The sequence below is a fragment of the Sinomonas atrocyanea genome, from assembly GCF_030811715.1.
GTDB classification, from domain to species: Bacteria; Actinomycetota; Actinomycetes; order Actinomycetales; family Micrococcaceae; genus Sinomonas; species Sinomonas atrocyanea_A.
Genome location: NZ_JAUSRH010000005.1, coordinates 114,528 through 138,698 on the forward strand (window position 1 = coordinate 114,528; position 24,171 = coordinate 138,698).

General features: G+C 73.0%; 23 protein-coding genes. 6 read left to right on the forward strand and 17 right to left on the reverse strand.

The genetic code is table 11. The features are described 5' to 3' along the window. Positions 1 to 125 precede the first annotated feature (125 nt). The 9 genes from J2W21_RS09990 to J2W21_RS10030 all read right to left on the reverse strand — a co-directional run bounded on the left by J2W21_RS09990 (position 126) and on the right by J2W21_RS10030 (position 11,162). Complete coding sequence (locus J2W21_RS09990) at positions 126 to 1,913, reverse strand: FAD-dependent oxidoreductase (protein WP_307114363.1); 1,788 nt, start codon at positions 1,911 to 1,913, stop codon at positions 126 to 128. Further along, positions 1,910 to 2,824, reverse strand: coding sequence for a sugar phosphate isomerase/epimerase family protein (locus J2W21_RS09995; protein ID WP_307114364.1), 915 nt, complete (start codon positions 2,822 to 2,824; stop codon positions 1,910 to 1,912). The genes J2W21_RS09990 and J2W21_RS09995 overlap by 4 nt, the downstream gene beginning before the upstream one ends. Then, on the reverse strand, positions 2,821 to 4,986 hold the full coding sequence (locus J2W21_RS10000) for an oxidoreductase (protein ID WP_307114365.1): 2,166 nt from the start codon (positions 4,984 to 4,986) through the stop codon (positions 2,821 to 2,823). Before J2W21_RS10000 ends, J2W21_RS09995 begins: the two co-directional genes overlap by 4 nt. Before the next feature lie 12 nt (positions 4,987 to 4,998). Then, positions 4,999 to 6,093, reverse strand: coding sequence for a Gfo/Idh/MocA family protein (locus tag J2W21_RS10005; protein ID WP_307114366.1), 1,095 nt, complete (start codon positions 6,091 to 6,093; stop codon positions 4,999 to 5,001). Then, positions 6,090 to 7,043, reverse strand: a complete 954-nt coding sequence (locus J2W21_RS10010; protein WP_307114367.1) for a shikimate dehydrogenase — start codon at positions 7,041 to 7,043, stop codon at positions 6,090 to 6,092. The genes J2W21_RS10005 and J2W21_RS10010 overlap by 4 nt, the downstream gene beginning before the upstream one ends. Then, a complete protein-coding gene (locus J2W21_RS10015) occupies positions 7,040 to 7,834 on the reverse strand; it encodes an SDR family NAD(P)-dependent oxidoreductase (RefSeq protein WP_307114368.1) in 795 nt (264 codons plus the stop codon). Before J2W21_RS10015 ends, J2W21_RS10010 begins: the two co-directional genes overlap by 4 nt. Further along, positions 7,834 to 9,210 carry an MFS transporter gene (locus tag J2W21_RS10020; RefSeq protein WP_307114369.1) on the reverse strand — a complete coding sequence of 459 codons (1,377 nt, stop codon included), beginning with the start codon at positions 9,208 to 9,210 and terminating at the stop codon, positions 7,834 to 7,836. The genes J2W21_RS10015 and J2W21_RS10020 overlap by 1 nt, the downstream gene beginning before the upstream one ends. Positions 9,211 to 9,339: 129 nt before the next feature. Then, complete coding sequence (gene lgt / locus J2W21_RS10025; RefSeq protein WP_307114370.1) at positions 9,340 to 10,221, reverse strand: prolipoprotein diacylglyceryl transferase; 882 nt, start codon at positions 10,219 to 10,221, stop codon at positions 9,340 to 9,342. 47 nt (positions 10,222 to 10,268) lie between these two features. Beyond that, entirely contained in the window at positions 10,269 to 11,162 is an 894-nt protein-coding gene (locus tag J2W21_RS10030; protein WP_307114371.1) for a LysR family transcriptional regulator, read from the reverse strand. Between the two features lie 57 nt (positions 11,163 to 11,219). Here J2W21_RS10030 and J2W21_RS10035 point away from each other — a divergent pair, with 57 nt between their 5' ends. Next, positions 11,220 to 12,398, forward strand: a complete 1,179-nt coding sequence (locus J2W21_RS10035; protein WP_307114372.1) for an MFS transporter — start codon at positions 11,220 to 11,222, stop codon at positions 12,396 to 12,398. 6 nt (positions 12,399 to 12,404) lie between these two features. Here J2W21_RS10035 and J2W21_RS10040 read toward each other — a convergent pair whose 3' ends face one another. Continuing rightward, entirely contained in the window at positions 12,405 to 12,710 is a 306-nt protein-coding gene (locus J2W21_RS10040) for a hypothetical protein (protein ID WP_307114373.1), read from the reverse strand. Positions 12,711 to 12,897: 187 nt separating this feature from the next. On the opposite strand from J2W21_RS10040, the gene J2W21_RS10045 reads away from it, so the two are divergent. The 5 genes from J2W21_RS10045 to J2W21_RS10065 all read left to right on the forward strand — a co-directional run bounded on the left by J2W21_RS10045 (position 12,898) and on the right by J2W21_RS10065 (position 17,158). Further along, positions 12,898 to 13,284: a cupin domain-containing protein gene (locus J2W21_RS10045; protein ID WP_307114374.1), complete on the forward strand. Its 387-nt coding sequence runs from the start codon at positions 12,898 to 12,900 to the stop codon at positions 13,282 to 13,284. 58 nt (positions 13,285 to 13,342) lie between these two features. Continuing rightward, positions 13,343 to 14,431 carry an NADH:flavin oxidoreductase/NADH oxidase gene (locus tag J2W21_RS10050; RefSeq protein WP_307114375.1) on the forward strand — a complete coding sequence of 363 codons (1,089 nt, stop codon included), beginning with the start codon at positions 13,343 to 13,345 and terminating at the stop codon, positions 14,429 to 14,431. Positions 14,432 to 14,456: 25 nt separating this feature from the next. After that, entirely contained in the window at positions 14,457 to 15,833 is a 1,377-nt protein-coding gene (locus tag J2W21_RS10055; protein ID WP_307114376.1) for an FAD-binding oxidoreductase, read from the forward strand. A gap of 45 nt (positions 15,834 to 15,878) precedes the next feature. Continuing rightward, positions 15,879 to 16,847, forward strand: coding sequence for a patatin-like phospholipase family protein (locus J2W21_RS10060; RefSeq protein ID WP_307114377.1), 969 nt, complete (start codon positions 15,879 to 15,881; stop codon positions 16,845 to 16,847). Positions 16,848 to 16,933: 86 nt separating this feature from the next. Continuing rightward, a complete protein-coding gene (locus tag J2W21_RS10065; RefSeq protein WP_307114378.1) occupies positions 16,934 to 17,158 on the forward strand; it encodes a hypothetical protein in 225 nt (74 codons plus the stop codon). Positions 17,159 to 17,276: 118 nt separating this feature from the next. Here J2W21_RS10065 and J2W21_RS10070 read toward each other — a convergent pair whose 3' ends face one another. The 7 genes from J2W21_RS10070 to J2W21_RS10100 all read right to left on the reverse strand — a co-directional run bounded on the left by J2W21_RS10070 (position 17,277) and on the right by J2W21_RS10100 (position 24,141). Continuing rightward, a complete protein-coding gene (locus J2W21_RS10070) occupies positions 17,277 to 17,474 on the reverse strand; it encodes a hypothetical protein (protein WP_307114379.1) in 198 nt (65 codons plus the stop codon). An 84-nt stretch (positions 17,475 to 17,558) separates the two neighbouring features. Continuing rightward, complete coding sequence (locus tag J2W21_RS10075) at positions 17,559 to 18,590, reverse strand: aldo/keto reductase (RefSeq protein ID WP_307114380.1); 1,032 nt, start codon at positions 18,588 to 18,590, stop codon at positions 17,559 to 17,561. Between the two features lie 131 nt (positions 18,591 to 18,721). After that, complete coding sequence (locus J2W21_RS10080) at positions 18,722 to 19,924, reverse strand: MFS transporter (RefSeq protein ID WP_307114381.1); 1,203 nt, start codon at positions 19,922 to 19,924, stop codon at positions 18,722 to 18,724. Next, the gene (locus tag J2W21_RS10085; protein WP_307114382.1) at positions 19,924 to 20,907 is read right to left on the reverse strand and encodes an aldo/keto reductase; all 984 of its coding nucleotides are present in this window, start codon (positions 20,905 to 20,907) and stop codon (positions 19,924 to 19,926) included. The genes J2W21_RS10080 and J2W21_RS10085 overlap by 1 nt, the downstream gene beginning before the upstream one ends. A gap of 40 nt (positions 20,908 to 20,947) precedes the next feature. Beyond that, positions 20,948 to 21,568: a TetR/AcrR family transcriptional regulator gene (locus J2W21_RS10090; RefSeq protein ID WP_307114383.1), complete on the reverse strand. Its 621-nt coding sequence runs from the start codon at positions 21,566 to 21,568 to the stop codon at positions 20,948 to 20,950. Next, positions 21,565 to 23,688: an MDR family MFS transporter gene (locus J2W21_RS10095; RefSeq protein WP_307114384.1), complete on the reverse strand. Its 2,124-nt coding sequence runs from the start codon at positions 23,686 to 23,688 to the stop codon at positions 21,565 to 21,567. Before J2W21_RS10095 ends, J2W21_RS10090 begins: the two co-directional genes overlap by 4 nt. Positions 23,689 to 23,799: 111 nt before the next feature. Next, positions 23,800 to 24,141 carry a hypothetical protein gene (locus J2W21_RS10100; protein ID WP_307114385.1) on the reverse strand — a complete coding sequence of 114 codons (342 nt, stop codon included), beginning with the start codon at positions 24,139 to 24,141 and terminating at the stop codon, positions 23,800 to 23,802. Between the last annotated feature and the right edge of the window lie 30 nt (positions 24,142 to 24,171).

Here is a 24,171-nt window from a genome sequence, read left to right on the forward strand (position 1 = left end):
CGAGGCGTGTCCGTTCCTGCCCACTTTGACCGCGAGGGGCGCCCGGACACCCGGCGTGTCGGACCCAACACGCCGGGCCTTCCCCGCCAAGCTGAGCAGGAACGGACAGCTCAGGAACGGACAGCTCAGGCCCGGGCGTGCGCCGCGGGCAGCGAGCCGTCGTCCTCGTAGCGCCCCGCACCGGCCATGTCGCGGCCCGCGACGTACCCGAACGTGAGCGCGGGACCGAGGTTGATCCCGCCGGCCGGGTAGAAGCCGCCCATGACGCTGGCCTGGTCGTTGCCGGCGACGTACAGCCCGTCGATCGCGGTCCCGTCAGCCCGGAGCACCCGCGCCCGCCCGTCGGCCGCGAGCCCGGCGAAGGTCCCGAAGGACCCGGGCACCACCTTGACCGCGTAGAACGGGCCCTTCTCGATCGGCGCGAGCGAGGGGTTCGGCCCGACCTTGGGATCGCCGCCGTACCGGTTGAACTCGGTCTCGCCCCGCTCGAACTCGGGGTCTGCCCCGACGCGGGCGCCCTCGTTGAACCGCTCGACCGTCTCGCGCAGCCCCGCGGGGTCGATGCCGCACGCGGCGGCCAGCTCCTCGAGGGTCCGGCCGCGCTTGAGGTAGCCGGAGCGCAGGTACGGGAACAGCGGCACGGGCAGCGGCTTGGACATGCCGAGCGGGTACTTCCGCACGAACCGCGAGTCGGCGATCTGCCACGACTCGGCTGCTTCCCCCTCGGGCGTGGCGGCCACGAGCGCCGAGACGTAGTCGTAGTAGCCGTTGGCCTCGTTGACGAACCGCCTCCCGTCGCGGCGCACGCCGATGGAACCGGGCTTGGCGCGGTCCATGATGTGCGGGAACGTGCCGACCCGGCCGCTGCGGTACGGGATGAGGGAGACCGGGCACCACGCCGCCGGCGACTCGACGTCGGCGACGAAGTGGGCCCCGACGGACTCGCCGAGCGTGATCCCGTCCCCGCTCGTCTCCTTCGGCGCGAGCGTCCAGTGCTCGCGCCCGGTCGGGGTCTTGGGGAACAGCGCGCGCCGCCGCTCGACGTCGTTCGGGAACCCGCCCGCCGCGAGGACGACGCCGCGCGCGGCCTTGATCTCGTACCCTCCTTCCGGTCCGCCCACCACGGCGCCGGCGACACGGCCCGAGGGATCCGTGGTCAGCCTGACGGCGGGGGTCGAGACGCGGACGTCCACGCCGAGGTCCTCGGCGCTCTGCAGGAGCCGCCCCACGAGCGCGGTCCCGTTGACGAGCTGCATGCCCCTGCGGTGCACGGCCAGGTCGAGCACGTGCCGGCCCACCCGCCAGGCCGCGTACGCGAGGCCCTTCACGCTGCCCTGCGACGCGGAGAGGAACGTGGTGAGGTCCGGGCCAGCCATGATGCCCATGCCGAGGAAGGACGTCTCGTAGAGCTGCCCGCGCAGGAGCTTCCGGACGCGCCGGGAGAGGCGGCGGGCGTTGATCGGCGCCGGGCCGACGGAGCGGTGGCCCGTGCCCGCGCCCGGGGTCTTGCCGTAGATGTCCCGGATCTTGGCACCGGGGGTGAACTGGAGTGCCGTCTTGTCCTCGAAGAAGCCGACCATGTGGGGCACGGCCTCGAGGAACGCGTCGATGCGGGCGGCGTCGTACCGGTCCCCGAGCCGGTGGCGGAGGTAGGTGCGGAACTGCTCGGGGTCCTCGTCGACGCCGTCGGCCTTCGCGAGCGGGTTGCCTGGGGTCCAGGCCCACCCGCCGGACCACGCGGTCGCGCCGCCGCAGACCTCGGCCTTCTCGACCACGACGACGCGCAGCCCGTGGTAGGCGGCCGTCACGGCTGCGGACAGGCCGCCGGCCCCGGAGCCGATGACGAGGACGTCGGTCTCGACTGCTGGGCGGGAGGCGAGGGGCGAGGCGGGCGTCGGGACGGGGGCGGTCATGCGGGGGCTCCGTTCGGTGCGGCAGGGGCGGGATGGGAAGGGCGGGCTTCGGCGAGCGCCGACGCCTCGGCGAGGACGGCTTCCGCGGCGCGCCGGAGGCGGCGCGCCCAGCCGAGGGCGCCGAGGCGTTCGACGTCGTGCGGGGACGGGGCCTCGACGCTCACGGGCAGCGTGGCGGGCAGCGCCGCGACGATCTCGGCGAGTCCAAGGCCGCCCTCGCCGGGAGCGAGCCGGGCGGCGCGGGACTCGTGGACGAGGCCCTCGCGGTCGCCGGGCCGCTCCGCGGGGGCGTCGCAGAGCTGGAGCATCGGCACGAGGCCGGCGACCGCCGCGAGCTCTTGGAGGGTGCCGCCGAAGCGGCGGAAGTGCAGGGTGTCGACCACCACCTCTGCCCCGGCGGCCCGCGCGGCCTGGGCCGCGGCGGGCAGCGAGTTGATGCGCTGGTACGAGATGGGCTCGAGCGTGGGCGTGATGCCGAATGCGCGGCCGTCCTCTGCCATCCGGGCGAGGTTCTCCGCGAACCGGCCCGGCTCTGGGTCGGCCCCGGCCACGGTCATGGTCCTGGCCCCGAGGGCGTGCCCGGCCTCGAACATGCGCAGCCAGGCGTCCCGCTGGCCGTGGAGGCCGCCTGATCCGCGGTCATCCTGGCCGTCCATCAGGAGGAACTCGATATCCAGGACGCGGACGCCGGTGGAGCGGACGTTGGCGAGGGTCTCGGCGAGCATCGGCGACCCAGGCTGCAGGTCGTAGGGCCGCTCGGCGGGCGTGACGGGCCGGACGCGCGCACCGATGAAGTCGAAGCCCGCCTCGGCCGCGACGAGCACGAGGTCCGGCGGTGCGGTCTCGAGGAGGGAGAGCTGGGCGAGCCCCACCTGGCGCGTGGCGTGCCCGGGGCCGGTCGCGGGGGTCATGCGGTGGCTCCTTCGAGGATGCGGGGGGAGGAGGCAGGCGAGACGGGGGCGTGTCCCGGCTCGGGTGAGAGGGCGGCGGCGAGGCGCTGGGCGGCGTCGTACCCGCTCTTGATCGCGTTCGAGGCCGTGGGCGGCAGCTGGTCGACGACCGTCCCGGCGAGCACCACCGGCGCGCCCGCGCCGAGCCCGAGCGCGGCCTCTCGGCCCTCCCGGTCCACCGCCGAGCTCAGCGGCACGACGCCGCGGGAGACCAGGAGCGGCCCGGGCGCGTCCAGCCAGCGCTCGCCGTCGGGCCCGACGACGCGGATGCGGGCCGCGGGGGTGCCGGGTGCCTGGGCCTCGACGAGGCGCGCGTCGAGCACGATCCGCACCTGCGGGCTGGCCTCGAGGCGCGGGACGGCGAGGATCTTGGCGCGGCGCCCGGATTCGGGGGCGATGGCCCGCTCGGGGCCGATCAGCAGCACCCGGGTGCCGCGGGCCGCGAGGGTGTCCGCGACGGACATGGCGACCGAGTCGGCGCCCCAGATCGTGACGGCCTCCGGCAGGTCGCTGCCGTCCGGCCCGGAGCTGCCGGCGAGGAGGCCCGGACGCGCGGCGAGCCAGTCGCGGACATCGAGCACGCCGTCGCCCGCCTCGACGCCGTCGCCCGCCTGGCCCCCGGCGCCCGTGACCCGGAAGTCCGGCTCGGGGCGGCCTCCTCCGGTCGCGAGCACAATGCCGTCGGCGCCGAACTCCCGCACCGGGCCGCGGAGGTCGCCCGCGTCCACGGGGCAGCCGAGGCGCACCTCCACGCCGAGGCGCGCGAGCTCGGCGCGATTCCAGTCGAGGTAGCGGTGGAAGTCCGGGGTGGGGCGCATCCCGGCGGCGAGCGCGAACTGGCCGCCGATCCGCTCCCCCGCCTCCACCAGCGTGACCCGCGCTCCGGCCCCGGCGAGCTCGCGCGCGGCGGTCAGGCCCGCGGGCCCGGCGCCCAGCACGAGGGCGTGGGGTGCCGGGGCGGCGCGCACGACGGCGCCGGGCCGGCTCGCGTCGTCGTCGCGGCGGAGGGCGGGGGTCGGCACGGGAACCCGCGAGCGCCCGACCGCCGGGTTGACGGTACACGTGACCTGCCCGAGACCGAGGTTGTCGATGCACACGTTGCAGGCGATGCAGGGCCGGTACGGCGAGCCGTCCAGGACGCCCCGGACGAAGGCCTGGTCGGCGTGCACGGCGCGGCCGAGGGAGACGAAGTCGCACACGCCGTCGGCGAGGGCCGTCTCGATGGCCTCGGGCGAGTTGAGACGGCCCGCCAGGCCGAGGGGCAGCCCGAACCGGCGGTAGGCCCGCGCGTACTCGGCGAGGACGCCGGGCCTCCACTCCCCCGACTGCACGATCCACTCTCCCGCCTCGTAGGAGCCGGCGGAGAGGTCCAGGAAGTCCAGCGCCTCCAGGTCGAGCCGGGCGACGACCTCGAGGGTCTGCTCGGCGTCGAGCCCGTCCGCAACGCCTTCGAGCACGGAGAGGCGGATCCCGACGAGCGCCTCCGGGGCGGCGGCCCGGACGGCCCGGATCACGAGGTTCGCGAAGTGCTCGGGGGCGCCGAACTCGTCGGAGCGGCCGTTGGTGCGCGCGGACATGAACTGGTGGACGAGGTAGCCGTGGCCGCCGTGGATGCTGATGGCGTCGAACCCGGCCGCGACGGCCCGGCGCGCCGCCAGCGCGTAGGCATCGACGAGCTCGTGGCACTCCTGCGTGGTGAGCGCACGGGGCATCTCGCCGCCGGCGACCTCGCAGGGCACGGCGGCGGGGGCGACGGGCGGGAGGCCGCTCACGGCGGACTGCGCGGTGCGGCCGCCGTGGTTGATCTCGACGGCGGCCAGGGCGCCGGCGGCGTGGACCGCGTCGGTGAGCTCGCGGAACCCGGGCACGACGGCGTCGGTGTGCAGGCCGAGCTGGTGCGTGCGGCCCTTGCCGTCGGCGCGGACGTAGGTGGCCTCGGTGGTGACGATCGCGAGGCCGGCCCGCGCCCGGGTCACGAGGTAGTCCGCGTACTGGGCGGTCATGCGCCCGTCCGTGGTGCCGTAGTTGCGCTCCATCGGGGAGCTCACGAGCCGGTTGCGGAGCGTGCGCGGGGGGCGGCCGTTGCGGCCGAGGGTGAGCGGCTGGGAGGCGTGGTGGGTCATGGCGGCACCTTCCTAGGCGGTCTGTTCTGGGGCGGTGGGGGTCAGGCGGACCGGGCGGCCAGTGCGGGAGGACTCGTAGACGGCGAGGAGGATCCTCAGCGCGGCGGTGGCGTCATGGCCCGTGACCGCCGGGGCGCGGCCTTCGCCGAGGGCCCCGACGAAGTCGCGGATCTGGGCGGTGTGGTGCGGGATGAGCTGGCCGTTGATCGCGGCCAGGTCCACGTCCGGGTCGACGCCGGCGGGATGCGCGGGCTCGGACTCGACCGCGCCGCCCTGGGCGAGGACGGTCACCCGGCCGTCGGTGCCCTCGGGGAACTCGGTGAGCTCGGCCGTCGCGCCGGTCTCGCCCGTGATGCGGATGCTGACGCCGAGGCTCGGGGCGGCGGCCGTCGTCGCCGAGAGCGTGGCCATCGCCCCGGAGGCGAAGCGGAGCACGGCCGCCGCGGTGTCCTCGACCTCGATCGCGTGCGTGAACGTGGCGGCGTGGCCGTGCACCTCGACGACCTCGCCCATGAGCCACTGCAGGAGGTCGATGTAGTGGATGGCCTGGGTCATGAGCACGCCGCCGCCGTCGGTGGCCCACGTCCCGCGCCACGCTGTGCCCGTCCCGGCGGCGCCGGAGTAGTACTCCGGCTCCCGGTGCAGCAGCACCGAAGCGTGGCCGAGGATCGGGCGGCCGAGCGCGCCGTCGTCGACCGCGGCGCGGAGGCGCTGGGCGGCCGGCCAGAAGCGGCGCTGGAACAGGACGCCGAGGCGCACGCCGGCGGCGTCGCACGCGGCGACCATCCGCTCGGCGGAGGCGAGGTCGATCGCGATCGGCTTCTCGCACAGCACGTGTGCGCCCGCGGCCGCGGCGGCGAGGACCACGGCCTCGTGGGTGGGATGCGGGGTGCACACCGAGACGACGTCGACGCCGGCGGCCAGGATCTCCTCGACAGAGCCGAAGGCGCCGTCGATCCCCCAGCGCGCCGCCGTCTCGCGGGCCCGGCCGGCGTCGACGTCGCACACCGCCACGACGGTGGCCTGCGGGATCGCGGCGAAGGCCTCGAGGTGGTTGCGGCTGATCGCCCCGCACCCCACGATCCCCACGCGGTAGGGCGCGCTCATGACAGCTCCGTTCCGGCCCGCGCGGCGAGCTCGAGGAAGTGGGCACGCATCCGGGCGCGGTCGGCACGGCGGCCCGTGAACAGCTCGAACGAGTCCGCGGCCTGGGCCACGGCCATCCAGCCGCCGTCGAGGACGCGGCAGCCCGCCGCGAGCGCGGCCTTCACGAGCTGGGTCTCGAGCGGGCGGTATACGACGTCGGCCACCCAATGCCGCGGCGCGAGGGCCGAGGCGTCGAACGGCGTCCCGGGGTGGCCCACCATGCCGATCGGGGTCGCGTTCACCACGCCGTCGGCCTCGGCGAGGCGGGCGGGAACCTCCTCGAGGACGACGGCGGCGACCCGCCCCGCGCCGTCGGCCGCGGCTGGGTTCCCGGTGCGGTGCGCGGCAACGTGCCCGGCGAGGCGGGCGGCGAGGCCGTCTGCGCGGGCGGGGTCGACGTCGGCCACAAGGAGCGTCCCGACGCCGGCATCGAGGAGGGCGCGGGCGACGGCGGAGCCGGCCCCGCCCGCGCCGACGAGCAGCACCGTGCCGAGGGCGGCGCCGGGCAGGCCCTCGGCGAGCGCCGCGCGGAAGCCGGTGTGGTCGGTGTTGCGGCCGGTGAGCCGTGCACCGGGGACGGATCCGCCCGGGCGGGGGCCGCCGTCGTGCGTCCCGATCACCACGGTGTTGACCGCCCCCAGCTCCCGCGCGTCGTCGGAGAGCCCGTCGAGGCCGCCGATGACCGACTGCTTGCACGGGTGCGTGACGTTCAGGCCCGTGTAGCCGAGCCGGGCGGCGTCCCGGGCAAGCTGCCCGGCGGCGTCGGGAGTGAGGCCGAGCTCGTCGAGGTCCAGCGTGCGGTAGGCGTAGCGGAGGCCGTGGGCGGCGGCCTCGCGCTCGTGCAGGAGCGGGCTGAGCGAGCCGGTGACGTTCGCGCCGATGAGGCCGATGAGGTGGCTGGGGGCGGTCATGGGGTGATTCCTTGTGCGTGGGGGGCGGGGTCGGGAGGTGGGTCCCTGGGGTCAGTAGGTGGCGCGGCCGCCGGAGAGGTCGTAGACGAAGCCGGTGGTGTAGGAGGCGTCCGGGGAGAGGCGATGTACTCGACGAGCGCGGCGGCCTCCTCCGCCGTCCCCAGCCGGCCCAGGGGGATCCGGGCGAGGTCCGCGTCCGTCACCGTGAGGTCCCTGATGAGCGGGGTGGCGATCTTGCCGGGCGCGATCGCGTTCACCGTCACGCCCGAGGCCGCGTACTCCTTCGCCAGGGCCTTGGTGAGGCCCATGATCCCGGCCTTGCTCGCGGAGTAGGCGGCCATCCCGGCCACGCCCTCCTTCCCGGCGGTCGAGGCGAAGTGGATGAGCCGGCCCGACCCGCTGCGGGCCAGGTGCGGCAGCACGGCCCGGGAGACGAGGAATGCGCCCGTGAGGTTGACCCGCAGCGTCCGCTCGAAGGACTCGAGGGTCTCCTCGGCCGCCGGGCGGACCTCGCCGACGATCCCGGCCGTGTTGACGACGACGTCGAGCCGCCCGCCGGTCTGCGCGAGGGCCTTCGCGACGCCCGCCTCGACCGACGCGGGATCGGTGACGTCGAGGTCCACGTGGGCCACCCCGGCGTCGGTGCCGTGCCGCGGGGCGCCGGGCAGGTCGGCGGCGACCAGGGCGGCCGCGGCGGGGGCCAGACGGTCGACGACGGCACGGCCGATGCCCGAGGCGGCGCCGATGACGAGGCACCGGAGGCCCACCGGCCGGATCCCCCCGGCAGCCATCAGTTCGCCGCCGTTCCCTGGGCCGGGACGGGGAGCGAGTCCGCGGTCTCGGTGCGGCGGCGGGACCGGCGGCCGAGCTCCTCCTTGGGGACCCGGTAGGTCTCCCGGGCCGAGAGCACCGCGAGGGCCGAGATCGTGCAGAAGGCCACCGTCATCCAGCCCACCGGGCCCCAATTGGCGGAGTTGCCCGCGGTGATCGCGGCGCCGATCGCGGGCGTGAAGCCGGCCACGACGAGGCCGAGCATGAGGCTCACGGCCATGCCGGAGTAGCGCGTGCGGGCAGGGAACAGCTCGGGGAAGTAGGCGGGGTAGACGCCGTTGGGCATCGCGTAGAACACGCCCGTGAGGCCGATCCCGGCGGCGAAGATGAGCGGCCAGCTGCGGGTGGAGAGGGCCCCGAAGAAGGCGAAGACCATGACCGCGCTGCCGAGCGCGCCGACGATGAAGACCGGCTTGCGGCCGATCCTGTCCGCGAGGAGGGCGAAGAGCGGCTGGGTGACGACAGTGACGGCGTTGGCGACGGCGATCACCACGAGCATCGTCGGCTTGTCCAGCTTCACGACCTCGGTCGCGTAGGTCAGCGCGAACACCGTGAAGACGGTGCCGACCATGGTCACGAGGGCGGCGAGTGTCACGCGGACGACGTTCGGGAAGTCGTTGCGGAAGAGGTCCACGAGCGGGACCGCGGCGGTCTTCGCGTCGTCCTTGATCTCGGCGAACAGCTCGGGCTCCTCGAGCCTGCGGCGCAGGTAGAAGGCGACGAAGGTGACCACGGCGCTGAGCAGGAACGGGATGCGCCAGCCCCAGGACAACAGGACCGACTGCGGGAGCATGGTGACCGGAATGAAGACGATGCTCGAGACGACGATGCCGAACTGGATGCCGCTCATCGTGAAGCTCGTGAAGAAGGCCCGGCGCCCCTCCGGCGCATGCTCGAGCGTGAGGGAGCTCGAGCCGGGCGACTCGCCGCCGGCCGAGAGCCCCTGGACGAAGCGGAGCGCGATGAGCGCGGTGGGCGCGAGGCCTCCGATGGCGCTGTAGGTGGGGAGGCAGCCGATGAGGAAGGTCGAGGTCCCCATGAGCACGAGCGTCAGGAGCAGGACGTTCTTGCGCCCCAGCCGATCGCCGAAGTGGCCCCAGATCACGGCGCCGAGCGGGCGCGCCACGTAGGCGACTCCGAGGGTGGCGAACGAGAGCAGCGTCCCGGCGGCCCCGGCGTCGGGGAAGAACAGCTTGCCGAAGAACAGGGCGGCGGCGGAGCCGAAGATGAAGAAGTCGTAATACTCGAGCGTGCTGCCGAGGAAACCGGACAGGGCCGCAATCCGCGCGTTCTTGCTGCGCGGGGTGCGGGAGTCGGGGGATGTCGACGCTGACATGAGTGCTCCCTTCGGGTGATGCCGCTCACGGAAGGTGGCGGCTCATCCAGCATGGGGGCACCCACTGTGGTGCGTCCAACACTTAGTTGATCTAGGACTATGTGCGCATCGCACACAATCCGGGGAGTGTCACTCCGCCACGGGGGCGGCGGCCTCCTCCGGCCTGGCCTGCGAGCGCGGACGCCGGAAGGTGAGCAGGAACGCGACCACGGCCGCGAGGAACAGCAGGCCCGAGACCCAGGTGTTGACCCGGAGCCCGAGGATGAGGTTCGCGTAGTCCGAGCGCATGAGCTCGAAGACGAACCGCCCGGCCGTGTACGCGGCGACGTACAGGGCGAGCACGCTCCCGGCACCGAGCCGGACCTTCCGGTCGAGCCAGATGATCGCGGCCGCCGTCACGAGGCACCAGATCGACTCGTAGAGGAAGGTGGGCTGGAAGTAGCCGAGCACCACCGGGTTTCCGGCGGCGTCCGTGACGGCGCGGCCGGAGGAGAGGTCCATCTGGTGGATCTGCAGGCCCCAGGGCAGATCGGTCGGGTCGCCGTAGAGCTCGTTGTTGAACCAGTTGCCCCACCGGCCGATCCCCTGGGCAGCCAGCACCCCGGGGGCCACGGCGTCGGCGAAGCCCAGGAAGGAGGCGCCAGCGCGGCGGCACCCGATCCACACGCCCACCGCGCCTAGCGCCACGGCGCCCCAGATGCCGAGCCCGCCGTCCCAGATGGCGAATGCGTTCCACGGGTTCTTCCCGGGCAGGAAGTACAGCTCGGGGTCGGTGATGACGTGGTAGATGCGCCCGCCCACGATCCCGAACGGCACCGCCCACAGGCTGATGTCGATCGCCTCCCCGGGCCGCCCGCCCCGCTCCCGCCACCGGCGTGCCGTGATCCACACGGCGACGGCGATGCCGAGCATGATGCACAGGGCGTAGAAGTGGATGGTCAGCGGTCCCAGATGGAAGCCGCTCACGGTGGGGGATGGGAAGTAGGCCGGGACCGACACGCTCGCGCTCACCGCCGGATCCTACCAATTCCAGATGGCCCGGGGCTGGACTCAGCGGCTCACGCCGGCGTGGGCAGCACCTGCTCGGCGACCTCGAGCACGTGCGGCAGCACGCGGGACGGGTTGGCGGGCGCCCAGGCGAGCCCGTGCTGGAGGTAGGGCTGGGGGCCGGAGAGCGGGACGTACACGGCCCCGTGCGGCAGGATGTCGCTCATGCCCTCGCTCACGAGGCTCACGCCCATGCCGGCGGCGACGAACGTGAGGATCATGAACGGGTCGCCGATCGTCTGCACCACGCGGGGCCGGAATCCCGCCGCGACGCGGGCCGCCGTGGCCGTGCGCTCGAGGTCCGAGCCGCCCCCGGAGGGCATCATGATGAAGTCCTCCCCGCGCAGCTCGGCCAGGTCGAGCGGGGCGCGCTGGGCGAGCGGATGGTCCACGGGCACGACGGCGCCGAGCGCCTCGCGCGCTATCAGCCGAGAGGCGAGCGGAGACGGGTCGAGCGGAAGCCCCACGAAGGCCAGGTCGAGCGTCCCCTGAATGAGCTGCGCGACGGCGTCGCCCGTCACCACGCGGCCCTGCAGCGAGAGGACCACGTCCGGGTAGCGCCGGCGCAGCGCCCGCGTGAGCCGCGGGAGCGTGCGGTGGTTGATGGCGCCCGTGAAGCTCATCGTCAGGTGCCCGTAGACGGTGCCCACGGAGGCATGCGCGGCCTGCCGGGCGACCTCCAGCTCGTCCAGGGCCCGGTACGCGTGCGGCAGGAGCGAGCGGCCGGCGGGGGTGAGGGCCACGCTGCGCGTGCTGCGGTCGAACAGGGGCACGCCCATGTCCTTCTCGAGCTTGCGGATGGTCTGGCTCAGCGGCGACTGCGCCATGTGCAGGCGCGTGGCCGCCCGCCCGAAGTGCAGCTCCTCCGCCACCGCGACGAACGCCTCGAGCCACCTGATCTCCACGGGCCCATTCAAGCACCTGCCCGCGCCGCCCGAGCAGCGGCTGAGTAGGGTGGACGGGTGACCGCGGCGAAGGAGTCCCTGACAGCGCAGCCCACCGGCGGCATCCCGGACCGGGTGCTCATGTCCATCGGCTTCCTGTCCTTCTTCGACCGGTTCGCGACTCCCCCGATGCTCGTGGTCCTCGCCGCCCGGACCGGCATGACCCTGGCCGAGGCGGTGGGGCTCGTGGCCGCGTACTCACTCCTGTACGCCCTCGGCCAGCCGGTGTGGGGCTTCATCAGCGACCGGTTCGGCCGCGTGGCGGTGCTCCGCACGGCGCTGGTGGGCCTGGCCGTCGCGGCGGTGGCGAGCACCCTGTTCAGCGCGCACGCGCCGCTGCTCGTGGCCCGCTCCGCCGCCGGGCTCATGGCCGGGTGCCTGTACCCGACGCTGCTGACGATCATCGGGGACACGCGCACCGGCGTCGCCAAGGCCCGCGGCCTCTCCGAGCTGCAGGTCTACTCGGCCCTCGGCACCACCGGGGCCACGCTCGCCGCCGGCAGCATCGCGGCCTTCACGGACTGGCGGGTGGTGTTCGGGCTGCCCGCCCTCGGCTGCCTCGCCCTCCTGGCCCTCCTCCGCCGCGCGCACGACGGCGGCACGCACCGCCGCGGGCCCGTCGACTTCCGCGCGGCGTTCTCGGGCGCGGCGCTCGGCGTGTACGGGGTGGCCGTGCTCGAGGGGGCCGTGCTCATGGGCGTGCTGACCTACTTCGTGCCGGCCCTGCAGCACGCGGGCGTGCCGATCGCCCTCGCGGGAGTGCTCGCCGCCGGGTACGGCGTCGGAGTGATCGCCGGTGCCCGGCTCATGCGCCGGCTCGTAGGGCACCTCTCGCGCACGCGGCTCATGGGCCTGGGCGGGGCGGTGCTCCTGGCCGGGTACGCGGCGTCGTCGATCGCGCAGAATCCGGTGGGGATCACGGCCACCGCGCTCCTCGTCGGCGCCTCGAACGCCATCCTGCACTCGTCGCTGCAGGGCTGGGCCACCGAGGTCGCGCCGGCGGCCAGGGCCACGGCGGTGGCCCTGTTCGCGTGCGCGCTGTTCCTCGGCAGCTCGGTGGGCACCTTCCTCACGGCGCCGCTCGCCGGGGCCGGCCAGTACGGGGCGATCTTCCTGCTCGGGCTCGGCGCCACGGCGGTGCTGATCGCGGTGGTGACGGCCGGGCACGCGGCGTGGCAGCGGCGTCGTACGCAGTGAGGGCGGTCAGAAGTTGTCGGGCGAGCCGATCGACTCCCCGACGGTGATCTGCGGGGGCGTGGAGAGGTCGGCGCCCACGGTCCCCATGAACTCCCGGAGGCCTGGATCGCTGAAGAAGCTCTCGAACTCCTGGGCGGATTCCCACTCGTCATTGATGAGGATGTAACCGTCTCCCACCCCGAACCGGTGGTGGAGGGCGCCGTGCGCCTTGGCCCGCTCTGCGATCTTCCGGTACTCCTCCGCGCGTTCCTCGAGGGACTTCGTGAAGACGCCCGTGTCCCCGGGAACCTTGACCGCGACGATGACAGACATGGCGATTGACCTCCTGCTCCAGTGAGACCGCTGCTCATGGTAGGAATCGCGGGTTCGGCCCGCAAGGGTAGGCGGCGGCCTTCCGGACGCTGGCCGGCGGGCCTACCCTGAAACCGTCCCAAACACCGTCCCCCGCTGGGAAGCTGGAGGCTCGCCCGGGGCGGCTTCGAGTTCCAAGGAGCACGCCATGAGCAGCAACGCGTCCGTCAACACCGTCACGAGCCTGAACGTGAAGTCCCACGACAACCCCGACGAGAAGCGCCGCCCGGACAAGTCCGAGATCGACCTCGTCACCGTGGGCGACTACACGATCGGCCGCCTCACCTTCGCCCCCGGCTGGCGGTGGTCGGAGTGCATCAAGCCGGTCGCCGGCACCGATACCTGCCAGAACAACCACGTGGGCTATTGCATATCCGGCACCCTCGAGGTCCATCTGGCCACGGGCGAGAGCGCGACGATCACGGCCGGCAGCTCGTACACGATCCCACCGGGCCACGACGCCTGGGTCGTGGGCGACGAGACGTACGTGGGGCTCGAGTTCCTCAGCGCCGCGGCCTACGCGAAGCCGGAGTGAGCCGCGCCGCGGGTCCCGGCATTTGACGGCGGCGGTGCCGCGCGGAAGCCTTGGCACCATGCGTGCCGAGAAGCTCTTCACCCCCGTCGACATCCGGGGCGTCCATGTCAGGAACCGCCTGTGGGTCTCGCCCATGTGCCAGTACTCAGTCGAGGAATGGGACGGGGTGCCCACCGACTGGCACCTCGCCCACCTCGGCTCCCTCGCCCGCGGCGGCGCAGGCCTCGTGATGACCGAGGCCACCGCCGTCAACCCCGAGGGGCGCATCACCAACTGGGACACCGGCATCTGGAACGACGCCCAGGCGGACGCGTGGCGCCGGATCGTCGGCTTCCTCCACTCCCAGGGGGCCACCGCCGCGATGCAGCTCGCCCACGCCGGCCGGAAGGCCTCGACATTCCGCGAGTGGAGCGGCAAGGGCAGCCAGGCGATCGAGGACGGCGGCTGGGAGACCGTGGCGCCGTCCGCCGTCGCCTTCGACGGCTACGCCACGCCGCGCGAGCTGGCCGTGGAGGAGATCGCGGGCATCGTCGCCGACTTCGCCGCCGCGGCCCGCCGGGCCCTGGACGCGGGGTTCCGCGCGCTCGAGATCCACGGCGCCCACGGCTACCTCGTGCACCAGTTCCTCTCTCCCCTCTCCAACCTGCGCACCGACGAGTACGGCGGCAGCCTCGAGAACCGCGCCCGGATCCTGCTCGAGATCGTCCGGGCGGTGCGGGCCGAGGCCGGGGACGCGGTCCCGCTCCTCGTGCGCCTCTCGGCGACCGACTGGGTGGACGGCGGCTGGAACCTCGAGGACACGATCACCGTGGCCGGGTGGGCCGCCGCTGAGGGCGCCGACTGGTTCGACCTGTCCTCGGGCGGCCTCGTGGCCCGGGCCAGCATCCCGGTCAAGCCCATGTACCAGGTGGGGTTCGCCACGGCCGTCCGGCAGGGCACCGGGATGCCCGTCAACGCCGTCGGCCTCATCACCACCCCGCAGGAGGCCGCCCAGATCGTGGGCAACGACGAGGCCGACGCCGTCATGGTGGCCCGCGAGTTCCTCCGCGACCCCCACTTCGGGCTGCGGGCCGCACACGAGCTCGGTGTCGAGCTCGACTACTGGCCGCCGCAGTACACGCGCGCGAAGTGGCGCACCGCGAGCTGACCCAGCCCCCGACCGGAGGACCTCCATGCCCCTCGCCCAGCTCGCCGCCGTCGTCGAGTCCCTCCGCGCAGCCCTTCCCGGGAGGGTGGAGGCGGACCCCGACCGGCTCCTGCCGTACACCACGGACCGCTCGGGACACCGCGCCGCCGGCACTCCGCTCGCCGCGGTGTATCCACGCAGCACCGAGGACGTGCAGGCCGTGTGCCGGATCGCCTCCGCGGCGGGCGTGCCGATCGTGAGCCGCGGCGCCGGCACCGGCCTCGCCGGCGGGGCCATCGCGGGCGCGGGCGAGATCGTGCTGTCCCTGAGGGACATGGACCAGATCCTCGAGGTCTCCGAGACGAACCGGCTGGCCGTCGTGCAGCCCGGGATCCTCAACGGCGACCTCAACCGGGTCCTCGCCGGGCACGGCCTGTGGTGGGCGCCGGACCCGGCGAGCAAGGACATCTCCACCGTGGGCGGGAACATCGCCATGAACGCCGGTGGTCTGCTGTGCGCGAAGTACGGGGTGACGCGCGAGGCCGTGCTCGCGCTCAAGGTGGTGCTCGCGGACGGCTCGCTCCTGTCGGTGGGCCACCGCACCGTCAAGGGGGTCACCGGCTACGACCTGTGCGCCCTCATGATCGGCTCGGAGGGAACCCTGGGCGTGATCGTCGAGTGCACGCTCAAGCTCACCCCGCTGGTCACCGGGGAGGTCGCCACGCTCGGCGCGTTCTTCGCCACCCTCGAGGACGCGGTCGCGGCGGCCACCGAGGTGACCCGGCAGGGGCACGTGCCCGCGATCATGGAGCTCATGGACCGCCGCACGCTCGACTGCGTGCGGCGGTACACGGGCCACGACGTGGCCCCGGGCGCCGACGCCTACGTGCTGGTCCAGTGCGACGGCCCATCGGCCCGCGCCACCGCAGACCAGATCGCGGCACTTGCCCGCGGCGCCGGTGCCACCGTCCGGACCACCACCGATCCGGAGGAGTCGGCACGCCTGGTCGGCTTCCGCCGCAACGCGTTCCCGGCGCTCGAGGCCATGGGCACCATGCTCGTCGAGGACATCGCCGTCCCCCGGGACCGGCTGGGCGAGGCCTTCGCCGCCGTCCGCCGCATCGAGGAGGAGTACGGGGTGATGATCCCGACCTCGTGCCACGCCGGGGACGGGAACCTGCATCCCACGTTCGTGTTCACCGGCGAGGACGTCCCCGAGCAGGTGTGGGCCGCGGCCGCAGAGATCTTCGCCACCGCGCTCGACCTCGGCGGGACCCTCACAGGCGAGCACGGCATCGGCCTGCTCAAGCGGCGGTGGCTCGGCGACGAGCTCGGCGAGCAGCAGTACGCGCTCCAGCGCGAGATCAAGCGCGTCTTCGACCCGCGCGGCATCCTCAACCCGGGCAAGGTGTTCGCCGAGTAGCAGTTGCGCGCCCCGGCCCCGTGTGCCATCTGAAAGGCCACTCCCATGGACGCAACCCCTCCCCTTCTCCGGGCATCCGGGCACTCAGCTCCCACGCAGCTCGACGCCACCGGCCGGATCCCCGCCTCCGGTGGCCGCGCCCTCGTGCTCCACGGCGGCGGGTCGGCGGGCAACGCGTGGGAAATCGGCATCATCGCCGGCCTGGCCGAAGCGGGCCTCGATGTGACTCAGGCGGACCTCATCATCGGCACCTCGGCCGGGTCGACCGCGGCGGCCCAGATCACGGCTGCGAGCCCCGCCGAGCTGCTGGCCGACATCCTCGACGCCGCGCCCGGGCATCGGACCTTCGCAGGCGGGGGCGGCCCCGGCCCCGGGCGCGCCCCGGGGCGCCCGGCCGTGGACCATCTCGAGAGGACGGGCAGGATCATCGCCGCCGCCCGCTCAGCGGCGGACATGCGCCGCCGGATGGGCGCGGCCGCACTCGAACTGGAGGGCGCCCAGGATCCCACGGTCCGCGAGCGCTGGCGCGCCACGGTGGCCGCCCGCCTGCCGCGACAGAGCTGGCCCGAACAGACTGTGCTCATCACGGCGGTGGACGCCCTCACCGGCGAACCGGTCCTCTTCGACCGCCACAGCGGCGTCGACCTCGTGGACGCCGTCGCCGCCAGCTGCTCGAGCGGCGTCCCCTACGCGATCGGGGACCGCCAGTACATCGACGGCGGCTACCGCCGGAACGAGAACGCCGACCTTGCGATGGGCTTCCGGCTGGTGCTCGTGCTCTCGCCCTTCGGCGGCCGGACCCGCCACCCGCTCGAGTGGGGCATGCAGCTCGCCGCGCAAGTCGAGGAACTGCGCGCCGCCGGCAGCGAGGTGGAGACGGTCTTCCCCGACGCCCCTTCACGTCAGGCCTTCGGCGGCAACATGATGGATCTGTCGGCACGGCCCCCGGCCGCCCGCGCGGGCCACCGCCAGGGCATGGCTCTGGCTGAGGAGCTCATCGCCTTCTGGCGCTGACCGCGCGGGATTGGGTGCCGCCCCGGCGGGTAAGTCGGCGGTGCGGGACGCGACAGCGCCCGGACTGCGAACCGAAGGAGTGGATCATGATCGAACGCGGCAGCAACAAGCACGGTCCGGAACTCGACGAGCAGATGAAGCACGAGGTCGAGGAGGAGCTCAGGGGTGGCCTCCCCTCCAGTGACCAAGAATGGCAGAATCCCGAGCCGTTCCCGGACGACACCGACGATGTGGAGACCCGCGCCGCCGTCGAACGGGACCTCGGCCCGGATTCCGACCCGGAGGCCCGGGCCGCCCGCGAGCCCGAGTGAGGCCCAGGGGCTGAACCGGCCACAGCAGATCCGGCCACGCGACGCCAAGCGCTGCGTGGCCGGATCTGTGTTCTGTCGGTTCTGTGCTCTGCCGGATCTGTGCTCAGTACGGGGACGGCTAGCCCGGGAGGGGCACGTTCGGCGGCTCGTCATCGCCGCCGTAGGCCTTCTCCTCGAGGTCCTTGGCCTTCTCGTCGCCCTTGTCGGACGCGATCCCCGTGTCGCGCTGGAACCCGTCGAGGCGCTCCTGGTCGGGCTGGATCTCATCGGGCTGGACGTCCTCGGGCCGGATGTCCCGGGGCTGCTCTTCGCTCATCGTTCCTCTCCCTCTGCCGTAGTCGGGTGCGGACGCCCTAGCTCCTACCCGGCCGCGCGCAGATCAACCCCGAAGCTGCGGCCTCTACCGGCCGCCCTCGATCTTGCGGCTGCGCTGCTGGACCGCCTGGCCCCCGTACGGGTACACCTCGTGGTCCGGCTCGCTCACGTGCGTGAGCTCGGCGCTCTCCTCCGGGCTCAGGCGCAGGTCCGCGGCCGCGAGGTTGTCCGCGAGCTGCTCGCGGGTGCGGGCGCCGAGGATCACCGAGGTGACGGCGGGCTGGTCCGCGACCCAGCGCAGCGCGACCTGGGCGTGGGAGACCCCGTGCGCCTGGGCCACCGAGCCGACGGCATCGATGATGTCCCAGGTCTTCTCGCGGGCGTTGCGCGGCCCCCACGCCTCCATGCCGCGCTGCGGGTTCTCGCCGAGGCGGGTTGCGCCCGTCGGCTCGGTGTCGCGCTGGTACTTGCCGCTGAGCCAGCCCCCACCCAGGGGCGACCACGGGAGGAGCCCCACGCCGGCGTCGAGCGCGGCGGGCACGATCTCCGCCTCGATCCCGCGGACCAGCAGGCTGTACTGCGGCTGGAGGGTCACCGGCGCGGCCCAGCCGTGCGCCTTGGCCTCGTAGACGGCCTTGGTGAGCTGCCAGCCGAGGAAGTTGGAGAAGCCGTAGTAGCCGATCTTGCCCGCGGCGACGGCGTCGTCGAGGAAGCGCAGGGTCTCCTCGATGGGGGTGTGCGGGTCCCAGGCGTGCATCTGGTAGAGGTCGATGTGCTCCACCCCGAGCCGCCGCAGCGACGCGTCGAGGGCGGTGCGCAGGTGCCGGCGCGAGGTGCCGAGGTCGTTGGGGCCCTCGCCCATGGGGAAGCGGCCCTTCGTGGCGACCACCATCTGCTCGGCCTTCTCGGGGTTGGCGGCGAGCCACCGGCCCACGATCTCCTCGGAGGTGCCGCGCGTGTAGACGTCGGCGGTGTCGAGGAAGGTGCCGCCTGCCGCGGCGTAGTCGTCGAGGATGGCGTGCGACGTCGACTCGTCGGCTTCCGCTCCGAACGTCATGGTTCCGAGGGCGAACTCCGAGACGATGGCGCCGCTGCACCCGAGTGTGCGGTACTCCATGGCTGCTCCTTCTGAGGACGGGGACTGGTGGGATCCCTGTCCACCCTAGGGGCGGGGGTGGCCGCCGGGAAGGGCGTTGCCATCGGTGAGGGTGGGCCTGCGAGGTCCCCCCAAGACCTGCCTTCTGAGGCTCAGCCGGTCACGAGCGGGCCGCGCCGCCCGAGGGCCCACGCCGCAAGGGCCACGAGGCTCAGGGCGACCCCGGCGAGGCTGATCGCCGTCCAGCCTCCGGCGGACCAGAGGAGCGCTGCGGCGCCCGAGCCGACGGCGCCGCCGATGAAGTTCGAGGTGACGTACGCCGTGTTGAGCCGGCTGCGGCCCTCATGGGACAGCGAGAGCAGGCGGGTCTGGTTGAGCACGTTCTGCCCCTGGATCGCGATGTCGAGGAGGAACACCACGAGCACGAGCATCCAGACGGCGGAGCCGGAGAACGCCGCGAGCACGAAGGAGGCGAGCACGAGGACCCACGCGATCCCGGTGGCCGGCAGGGACCAGCCGCGGTCGTGGAGCCTCCCGGCCCGCTGCGCCGTGACAGCCCCGGCGATCCCGACGAGCCCGAACAGCCCGATGACCGAGACCGGGTAGTGGAACGGCGGCCCGGCGAGCAGGAACGTCAGCGAGGTCCAGAACAGCGTGAATGCCGCGAACCCGGTCGTGGACAGGGCGAGCGTCCACCGCACCGCGCGCTCGCGCACGACGACGGCGCCCACCGAGGCGATCAGCTTCGGGTAGGCGACGCGCGCCTTGCGCTCGAGCGGCGGCAGCGCTCGCCACACCAGGCCGGCGAGGAGCACCATCGCGACCGCGGCCGCGCCATACACGAGGCGCCAGCCGCCGAACCCGGCGACGAGGCCGCTGACGGCGCGCGAGGCCAGGATCCCGGTGAGGATCCCGGCCACGACGGTGCCGACGATCCGGCCCCGGTGCGCGTCGTCTGCGAGGTCGCCGGCGAGCGGGGTGAGGATCTGCCCGGCGATCGTCGTGACCCCGAGCAGGCACAGGGCCGCGAGCAGGAACGCGAAGGTCGGGGCGAGGGCGCAGGCGACGAGCACGCCCGCCGAAGCCAGCATCATCGCGGCAGTGAGCCGCCGGCGGTCCACCACATCGCCCAGCGGGACGATGAGCAGGATCCCGACCGCGTACCCGATCTGGGTGGCCGTCACGAGCCAGCCGGCCGAGGCCGTGGTGGTGTGGAACTCGCGGGCGATGGTCTCCAGCAGGGGCTGCGCCCAGTAGAGGTTGCCGACGGCGGCGCCGGAGGCGAGGGCGAACAGGAGGGTCAGGCCGCGCGTCATGGTCGGCTGGCGCGCGGCGGTCCCGGTCTCGCTGGGCACTACGTCGAGGTCCCGTCGAGGGTCTCGGTCCGGTCCGTGGCCGGCGGCGGGGTCGGGGAGAGCTCGGAGACCTTGTGCCGCAGCTCGGGCGTCATCTCGACTTCGAGCGCGGCGAGGGAGCCCTCGAGCTGGTCGAGGTTGCGGGCGCCGATGATCGGCGCCGTGACGCCGGGGTGGCCCATCGCCCAGGCGACGGCGAGCGCGGCAGGCGCGATCCCGGCGTCGTCCGCAAAGGCCACGAAGCGCTCCGCGGTGGCCCGGTCGCTCTCGAGCCCGTAGCGCTTGGCGTACCGCTCGTTCTCGACGAGCCGCCCGCCCTCCGGCCGCTGCCCGCCGCGGTACTTGCCGGTGAGCAGGCCGCCGCCGAGCGGGCTGTAGGTGATCACGCCGAGGTTCTCCGCCTGGGCGAGGGGCAGGATCTCGACCTCGGCCTGGCGCTTGACGAGGTTGTACATCGGCTCGATGAGCTCGAACCGCGCGAGCCCCTCGCGGGCCGAGATGCCGAGCGCGGTCGCGATCTGCCAGGCGGCCCAGTTGCTCACGGCCGGGTAGAGGATCTTCCCCTGCTGCTGGAGGTCGTCGAGCGCCCGCAGCGTCTGCTCGATCGGGGTGCGGGGATCGAACGCGTGGACGAAGTAGAAGTCGATCCGGTCCGTCCCGAGGCGGGACAGGCTGGCCTCCACGGCCTGCATGATGTGCCGGCGCGAGAGGCCGCCCGCGTTCGGGTCCTCCCCCGTGGGGAAGAAGACCTTGGAGGTGATGACGATGTCGTCGCGCTCGTGGGCCGCGAGCCGGCCGAGGATCTCCTCCGACCGGCCGCCGCCGTAGACGTTGGCCGTGTCGAAGAAGTTGATGCCGAGCTCGCGGGCCCTGCGGTACATCGCTGCCGAGGTCTCCTCGTCGGCCTCCGAGCCGAACGACATCGTGCCGAAGCACAGGGGCGAGACCTGGACGCCCGTGGCGCCGACCGTCCTGTAGTCCATGGGACTCCTTCCGTCGGACTCTGGAGTACCCGCTCCGGGGTCAGTCCGAACCGGATTCCCCCTCGCCGCGGCCTACCGCGCACAGCCGGGCCACCGTCTCCCGCAGGTCCGCCGGCGAGGCCGGGCCCGTGCCGCCCGAGTAGGAGGTGTCAGCGTGGAGCATGAGCGCCGCGAAGACGAGGCCCACGGCGAGGCGCGCGCGCTGCGGCGTGGCGCGCTCCTCGGCGAGCCGGATCACGCCCTTGCGGGCCCCGGAGGACCACTGGTGCAGGGCCGCGAGGAGGTCCGGCTCGAAGCCCATGAGCTCCTTGATCCGCGGGATGTCCCCCTCCGGTCCGCCGGCGATCCCCGAGACGAGCTCGCAGAGGTCATCCACGAGGGTCCCGTGGCCGGCGAGGAACGCCCGCTCCTGCTCCTCCGACAGCGCCGTGGCGGGCAGGCCGAGCACCGCGGCCGCCTTGGAGGGGAAGTAGTTGAAGAACGTCCGCTCCGAGATCCCCGCGCCCGCGCAGATGTCCGCGACGGTCACCTGCGCGAGCCCCCGCTCGGCCGCGAGCGCGAACGCCGCGTCGTGGATGGCGCGCCGGGTCAGCTGCTTCTTGCGTTCGCGCAGCGTTCCCGGCCCGTCCTCGACCGCGGCGCCGTGCTCCATCTCGCTCATCCCCGGTGGACCCGGATCATGCCGGTGTCCGGGCCGGTGGGCGAGCCGGTCTCCGCGGCGGCCAGGGCGGCGTCGGAACCGAGGTCATCGGCGGTGCCGGCCGCGTCGGCCTGCTCCTGGAGGGCGGAGCGCTGGCGCAGCGGCGGGACCTTGAAGAACCACGAGAGGATGAACGCGAGGACGATCACGCCGAAGCCGACCCAGTAGATGACCACCGCGGAGCTGTTGAAGCCCGTCATGAACGGCCGGGTGAGCCGCGCGTCGGCGCCCTTGAGGAAGGACGTGTCCGAGGTCGTGGAGGACGAGGAGCCCTGGGAGGAGCTGTTCTCCTTGAGCTTGTCGATCAGGGTGGGCGCGACCTTGTCCACGATCGCGCTGCGCTGGCCCTGGTCGGAGTAGTCGACGGCGAGCTTGCCGTTGACCACGGAGGCACCGGCCTTCTGGGCGGCTGCCTGGAGCGCGGACTGCTCCGCGGCGGGCTTCGCTGCCGCGACCTGGCTGTCGATGATCCCCTGCGCGGCCGACGCCGGGATCCTGCCGGCGGCGACCTGCTTCTGGACGGCGGCGGTCACCTGCGCCGTGACGGCCTGGTCCGCGGCCGCCTTGGCGGCGGCCGCGCCCTGGTCGAGTCCGGACTGCACCTGGGCCTGGACCGGGGTGACAATCGGGGACCAGATCTGGTCCATGACGCCCTTGTTGGCCGGGTTCGCCGCGACGGACGGGGTGAGGGCGGCATCGAGGGCGCTCGTGAGGTCGCCCTTGTTCTGCATCGCCGTGGCGATGTTGGCCGGCATCAGGGCGAAGAGGATGGAGAGCAGCACGGCGGTGCCCATGGTTCCGCCGATCTGGCGGAAGAACGTGGACGAGCTCGTGGCCACGCCCATGTCCCGCGGCGCGACCGAGTTCTGCGAGGCAAGCACGAGGGACTGCATGAGCTGGCCGAGGCCGAGACCGATCAGGAACATGGCGCCCATGAGGTACCAGAGCGGCTTGTCGATCGTCATTCCCGTGAGGACGAGGTAGCCCATGGCCACCAGGAACGTGCCCGTGATGGGGAAGATGCGGTACTTGCCCGTGCGGGAGACGATCTGGCCCGAGGCGATCGAGGCGATCATGAGGCCGCCGATCATGGGCAGCGTCGCGAAGCCGGACTCGGTGGGGGTCAGCCCCGTGACGAGCTGGAGGTACAGCGGCAGGGTGAGCATGGCGCCGAACATCGCGAAGCCCACGAGGAAGCCGAGGACGGTGGCCATCGAGAACGTGCGGGAGTGGAAGAGACGCAGCGGGATGATCGCGTCCGGGCCCATGGCGCGCTCGATGAGGATGAAGGCGATGAGCCCCACGCCGCCGATCACGAAGCACGTGATGGATGCTGCGGATCCCCAGCCCCATTCGCGGCCCTGCTCGGCCACGAGGAGGAGCGGGACGAGGGTGACGACCACGGCGGTGGCACCCCACCAGTCGATGCGCGGCGCGGCGTGCTTGTGGAACTTGGGCAGGTGCAGGAAGGCGAGCACCATGAGCAGGGCGACCACGCCGATCGGGACGTTGATGAGGAACACCCAGCGCCAGCCGGTGATCCAGGCGATCTGGCTCGCGTCCGCGAACACGCCGCCGATCAGGGGCCCCACCACCGAGGAGACGCCGAAGACGGCGAGGAAGAAGCCCTGGTACTTGGCGCGCTCGCGGGGGGCGAGGATGTCCCCCATGATCGCGAGCGGCAGCGACATGAGCGCGCCCGCGCCGATGCCCTGGAAGGCCCGGAACGCGGCGAGCATGATCATCGATGTCGAGAACGAGGACAGGAACGAGCCCAGGATGAACACGACGAGGCCGAAGATGTACAGCGGTCGCCGGCCGAAGATGTCGGAGAGCTTGCCGTAGATCGGCGTGGCGATCGTCGAGGTGATCAGGTAGGCGGTGGTGACCCAGGCCTGCTGGTCGAGGCCGTGGAGGTCGTCGCCGATCGTTCGGATGGCAGTGCCGACCACCGTCTGGTCCAGCGAGGAGAGGAACATGCCGGCCATGAGGGCGTAGATGACCAGCATGATCTGCCGCTGGGTCATCACGGCGCCGGACGGCGCGGCGCTCGTCGAGGGGCCTGTCGCTGCTTGAGACATGAGGGGTCCGGATCTCTCGGGAAGGGTGTATGGGGAGCCAGTGCAACTTTGCAGGCTCTGCAAGTTTACACACTCTGCAAGAAGCTGCCCACCCTCCGAGAGGTGTGATCCCTACGACTCGTCGATCCGCTTGAGCAGGTCGCCGAGCGCCTCGCGGATGTCGTCGTGGTCGTACTGCGAGGCGCGGCTCTCCCCCGAGATCACGGCGCAGCGGTGCACCTTCTTCAGGTCACTGAAGGGGAACTTGTACTTGGACTTGCTGCCCTCGGGGGCGTCGTCGTCGATCCCGAGGAACCACTGCGAGTACTCGCCCTCGCCGTGCTTGTCCAGGAACGTGCTCAGCTCCTTGGTGGACGGCGAGTGCTCGCTCCAGTCGTCGCGCGAGTCCCGCACGACTTTGCCCTCGCGCACGAGCGCCTTGGCGTGCTCGTAGGCCTTCTTGTTCAGCTTCATGCTGGCGCACCTCCGTGGCGTCGAGCGGAC

Excerpts from the sequence above, each read along its gene's own strand:
- J2W21_RS10100 (WP_307114385.1), bottom strand. The coding sequence starts at position 24,141 with ATGAAGCTGAACAAGAAGGCCTACGAGCACGCCAAGGCGCTCGTGCGC.
- J2W21_RS10060 (WP_307114377.1), top strand. The coding sequence starts at position 15,879 with ATGGACGCAACCCCTCCCCTTCTCCGGGCATCCGGGCACTCAGCTCCC.
- J2W21_RS10065 (WP_307114378.1), top strand. The coding sequence starts at position 16,934 with ATGATCGAACGCGGCAGCAACAAGCACGGTCCGGAACTCGACGAGCAG.
- J2W21_RS10020 (WP_307114369.1), bottom strand. The coding sequence starts at position 9,210 with ATGTCAGCGTCGACATCCCCCGACTCCCGCACCCCGCGCAGCAAGAAC.
- J2W21_RS10040 (WP_307114373.1), bottom strand. The coding sequence starts at position 12,710 with ATGTCTGTCATCGTCGCGGTCAAGGTTCCCGGGGACACGGGCGTCTTC.
- J2W21_RS10075 (WP_307114380.1), bottom strand. The coding sequence starts at position 18,590 with ATGGAGTACCGCACACTCGGGTGCAGCGGCGCCATCGTCTCGGAGTTC.
- J2W21_RS10070 (WP_307114379.1), bottom strand. The coding sequence starts at position 17,474 with ATGAGCGAAGAGCAGCCCCGGGACATCCGGCCCGAGGACGTCCAGCCC.
- J2W21_RS09990 (WP_307114363.1), bottom strand. The coding sequence starts at position 1,913 with ATGACCGCCCCCGTCCCGACGCCCGCCTCGCCCCTCGCCTCCCGCCCA.
- J2W21_RS09995 (WP_307114364.1), bottom strand. The coding sequence starts at position 2,824 with ATGACCCCCGCGACCGGCCCCGGGCACGCCACGCGCCAGGTGGGGCTC.
- J2W21_RS10005 (WP_307114366.1), bottom strand. The coding sequence starts at position 6,093 with ATGAGCGCGCCCTACCGCGTGGGGATCGTGGGGTGCGGGGCGATCAGC.
- J2W21_RS10010 (WP_307114367.1), bottom strand. The coding sequence starts at position 7,043 with ATGACCGCCCCCAGCCACCTCATCGGCCTCATCGGCGCGAACGTCACC.
- J2W21_RS10045 (WP_307114374.1), top strand. The coding sequence starts at position 12,898 with ATGAGCAGCAACGCGTCCGTCAACACCGTCACGAGCCTGAACGTGAAG.
- J2W21_RS10000 (WP_307114365.1), bottom strand. The coding sequence starts at position 4,986 with ATGACCCACCACGCCTCCCAGCCGCTCACCCTCGGCCGCAACGGCCGC.
- J2W21_RS10090 (WP_307114383.1), bottom strand. The coding sequence starts at position 21,568 with ATGAGCGAGATGGAGCACGGCGCCGCGGTCGAGGACGGGCCGGGAACG.
- J2W21_RS10055 (WP_307114376.1), top strand. The coding sequence starts at position 14,457 with ATGCCCCTCGCCCAGCTCGCCGCCGTCGTCGAGTCCCTCCGCGCAGCC.
- J2W21_RS10095 (WP_307114384.1), bottom strand. The coding sequence starts at position 23,688 with ATGTCTCAAGCAGCGACAGGCCCCTCGACGAGCGCCGCGCCGTCCGGC.
- J2W21_RS10050 (WP_307114375.1), top strand. The coding sequence starts at position 13,343 with ATGCGTGCCGAGAAGCTCTTCACCCCCGTCGACATCCGGGGCGTCCAT.
- J2W21_RS10085 (WP_307114382.1), bottom strand. The coding sequence starts at position 20,907 with ATGGACTACAGGACGGTCGGCGCCACGGGCGTCCAGGTCTCGCCCCTG.
- J2W21_RS10015 (WP_307114368.1), bottom strand. The coding sequence starts at position 7,834 with ATGGCTGCCGGGGGGATCCGGCCGGTGGGCCTCCGGTGCCTCGTCATC.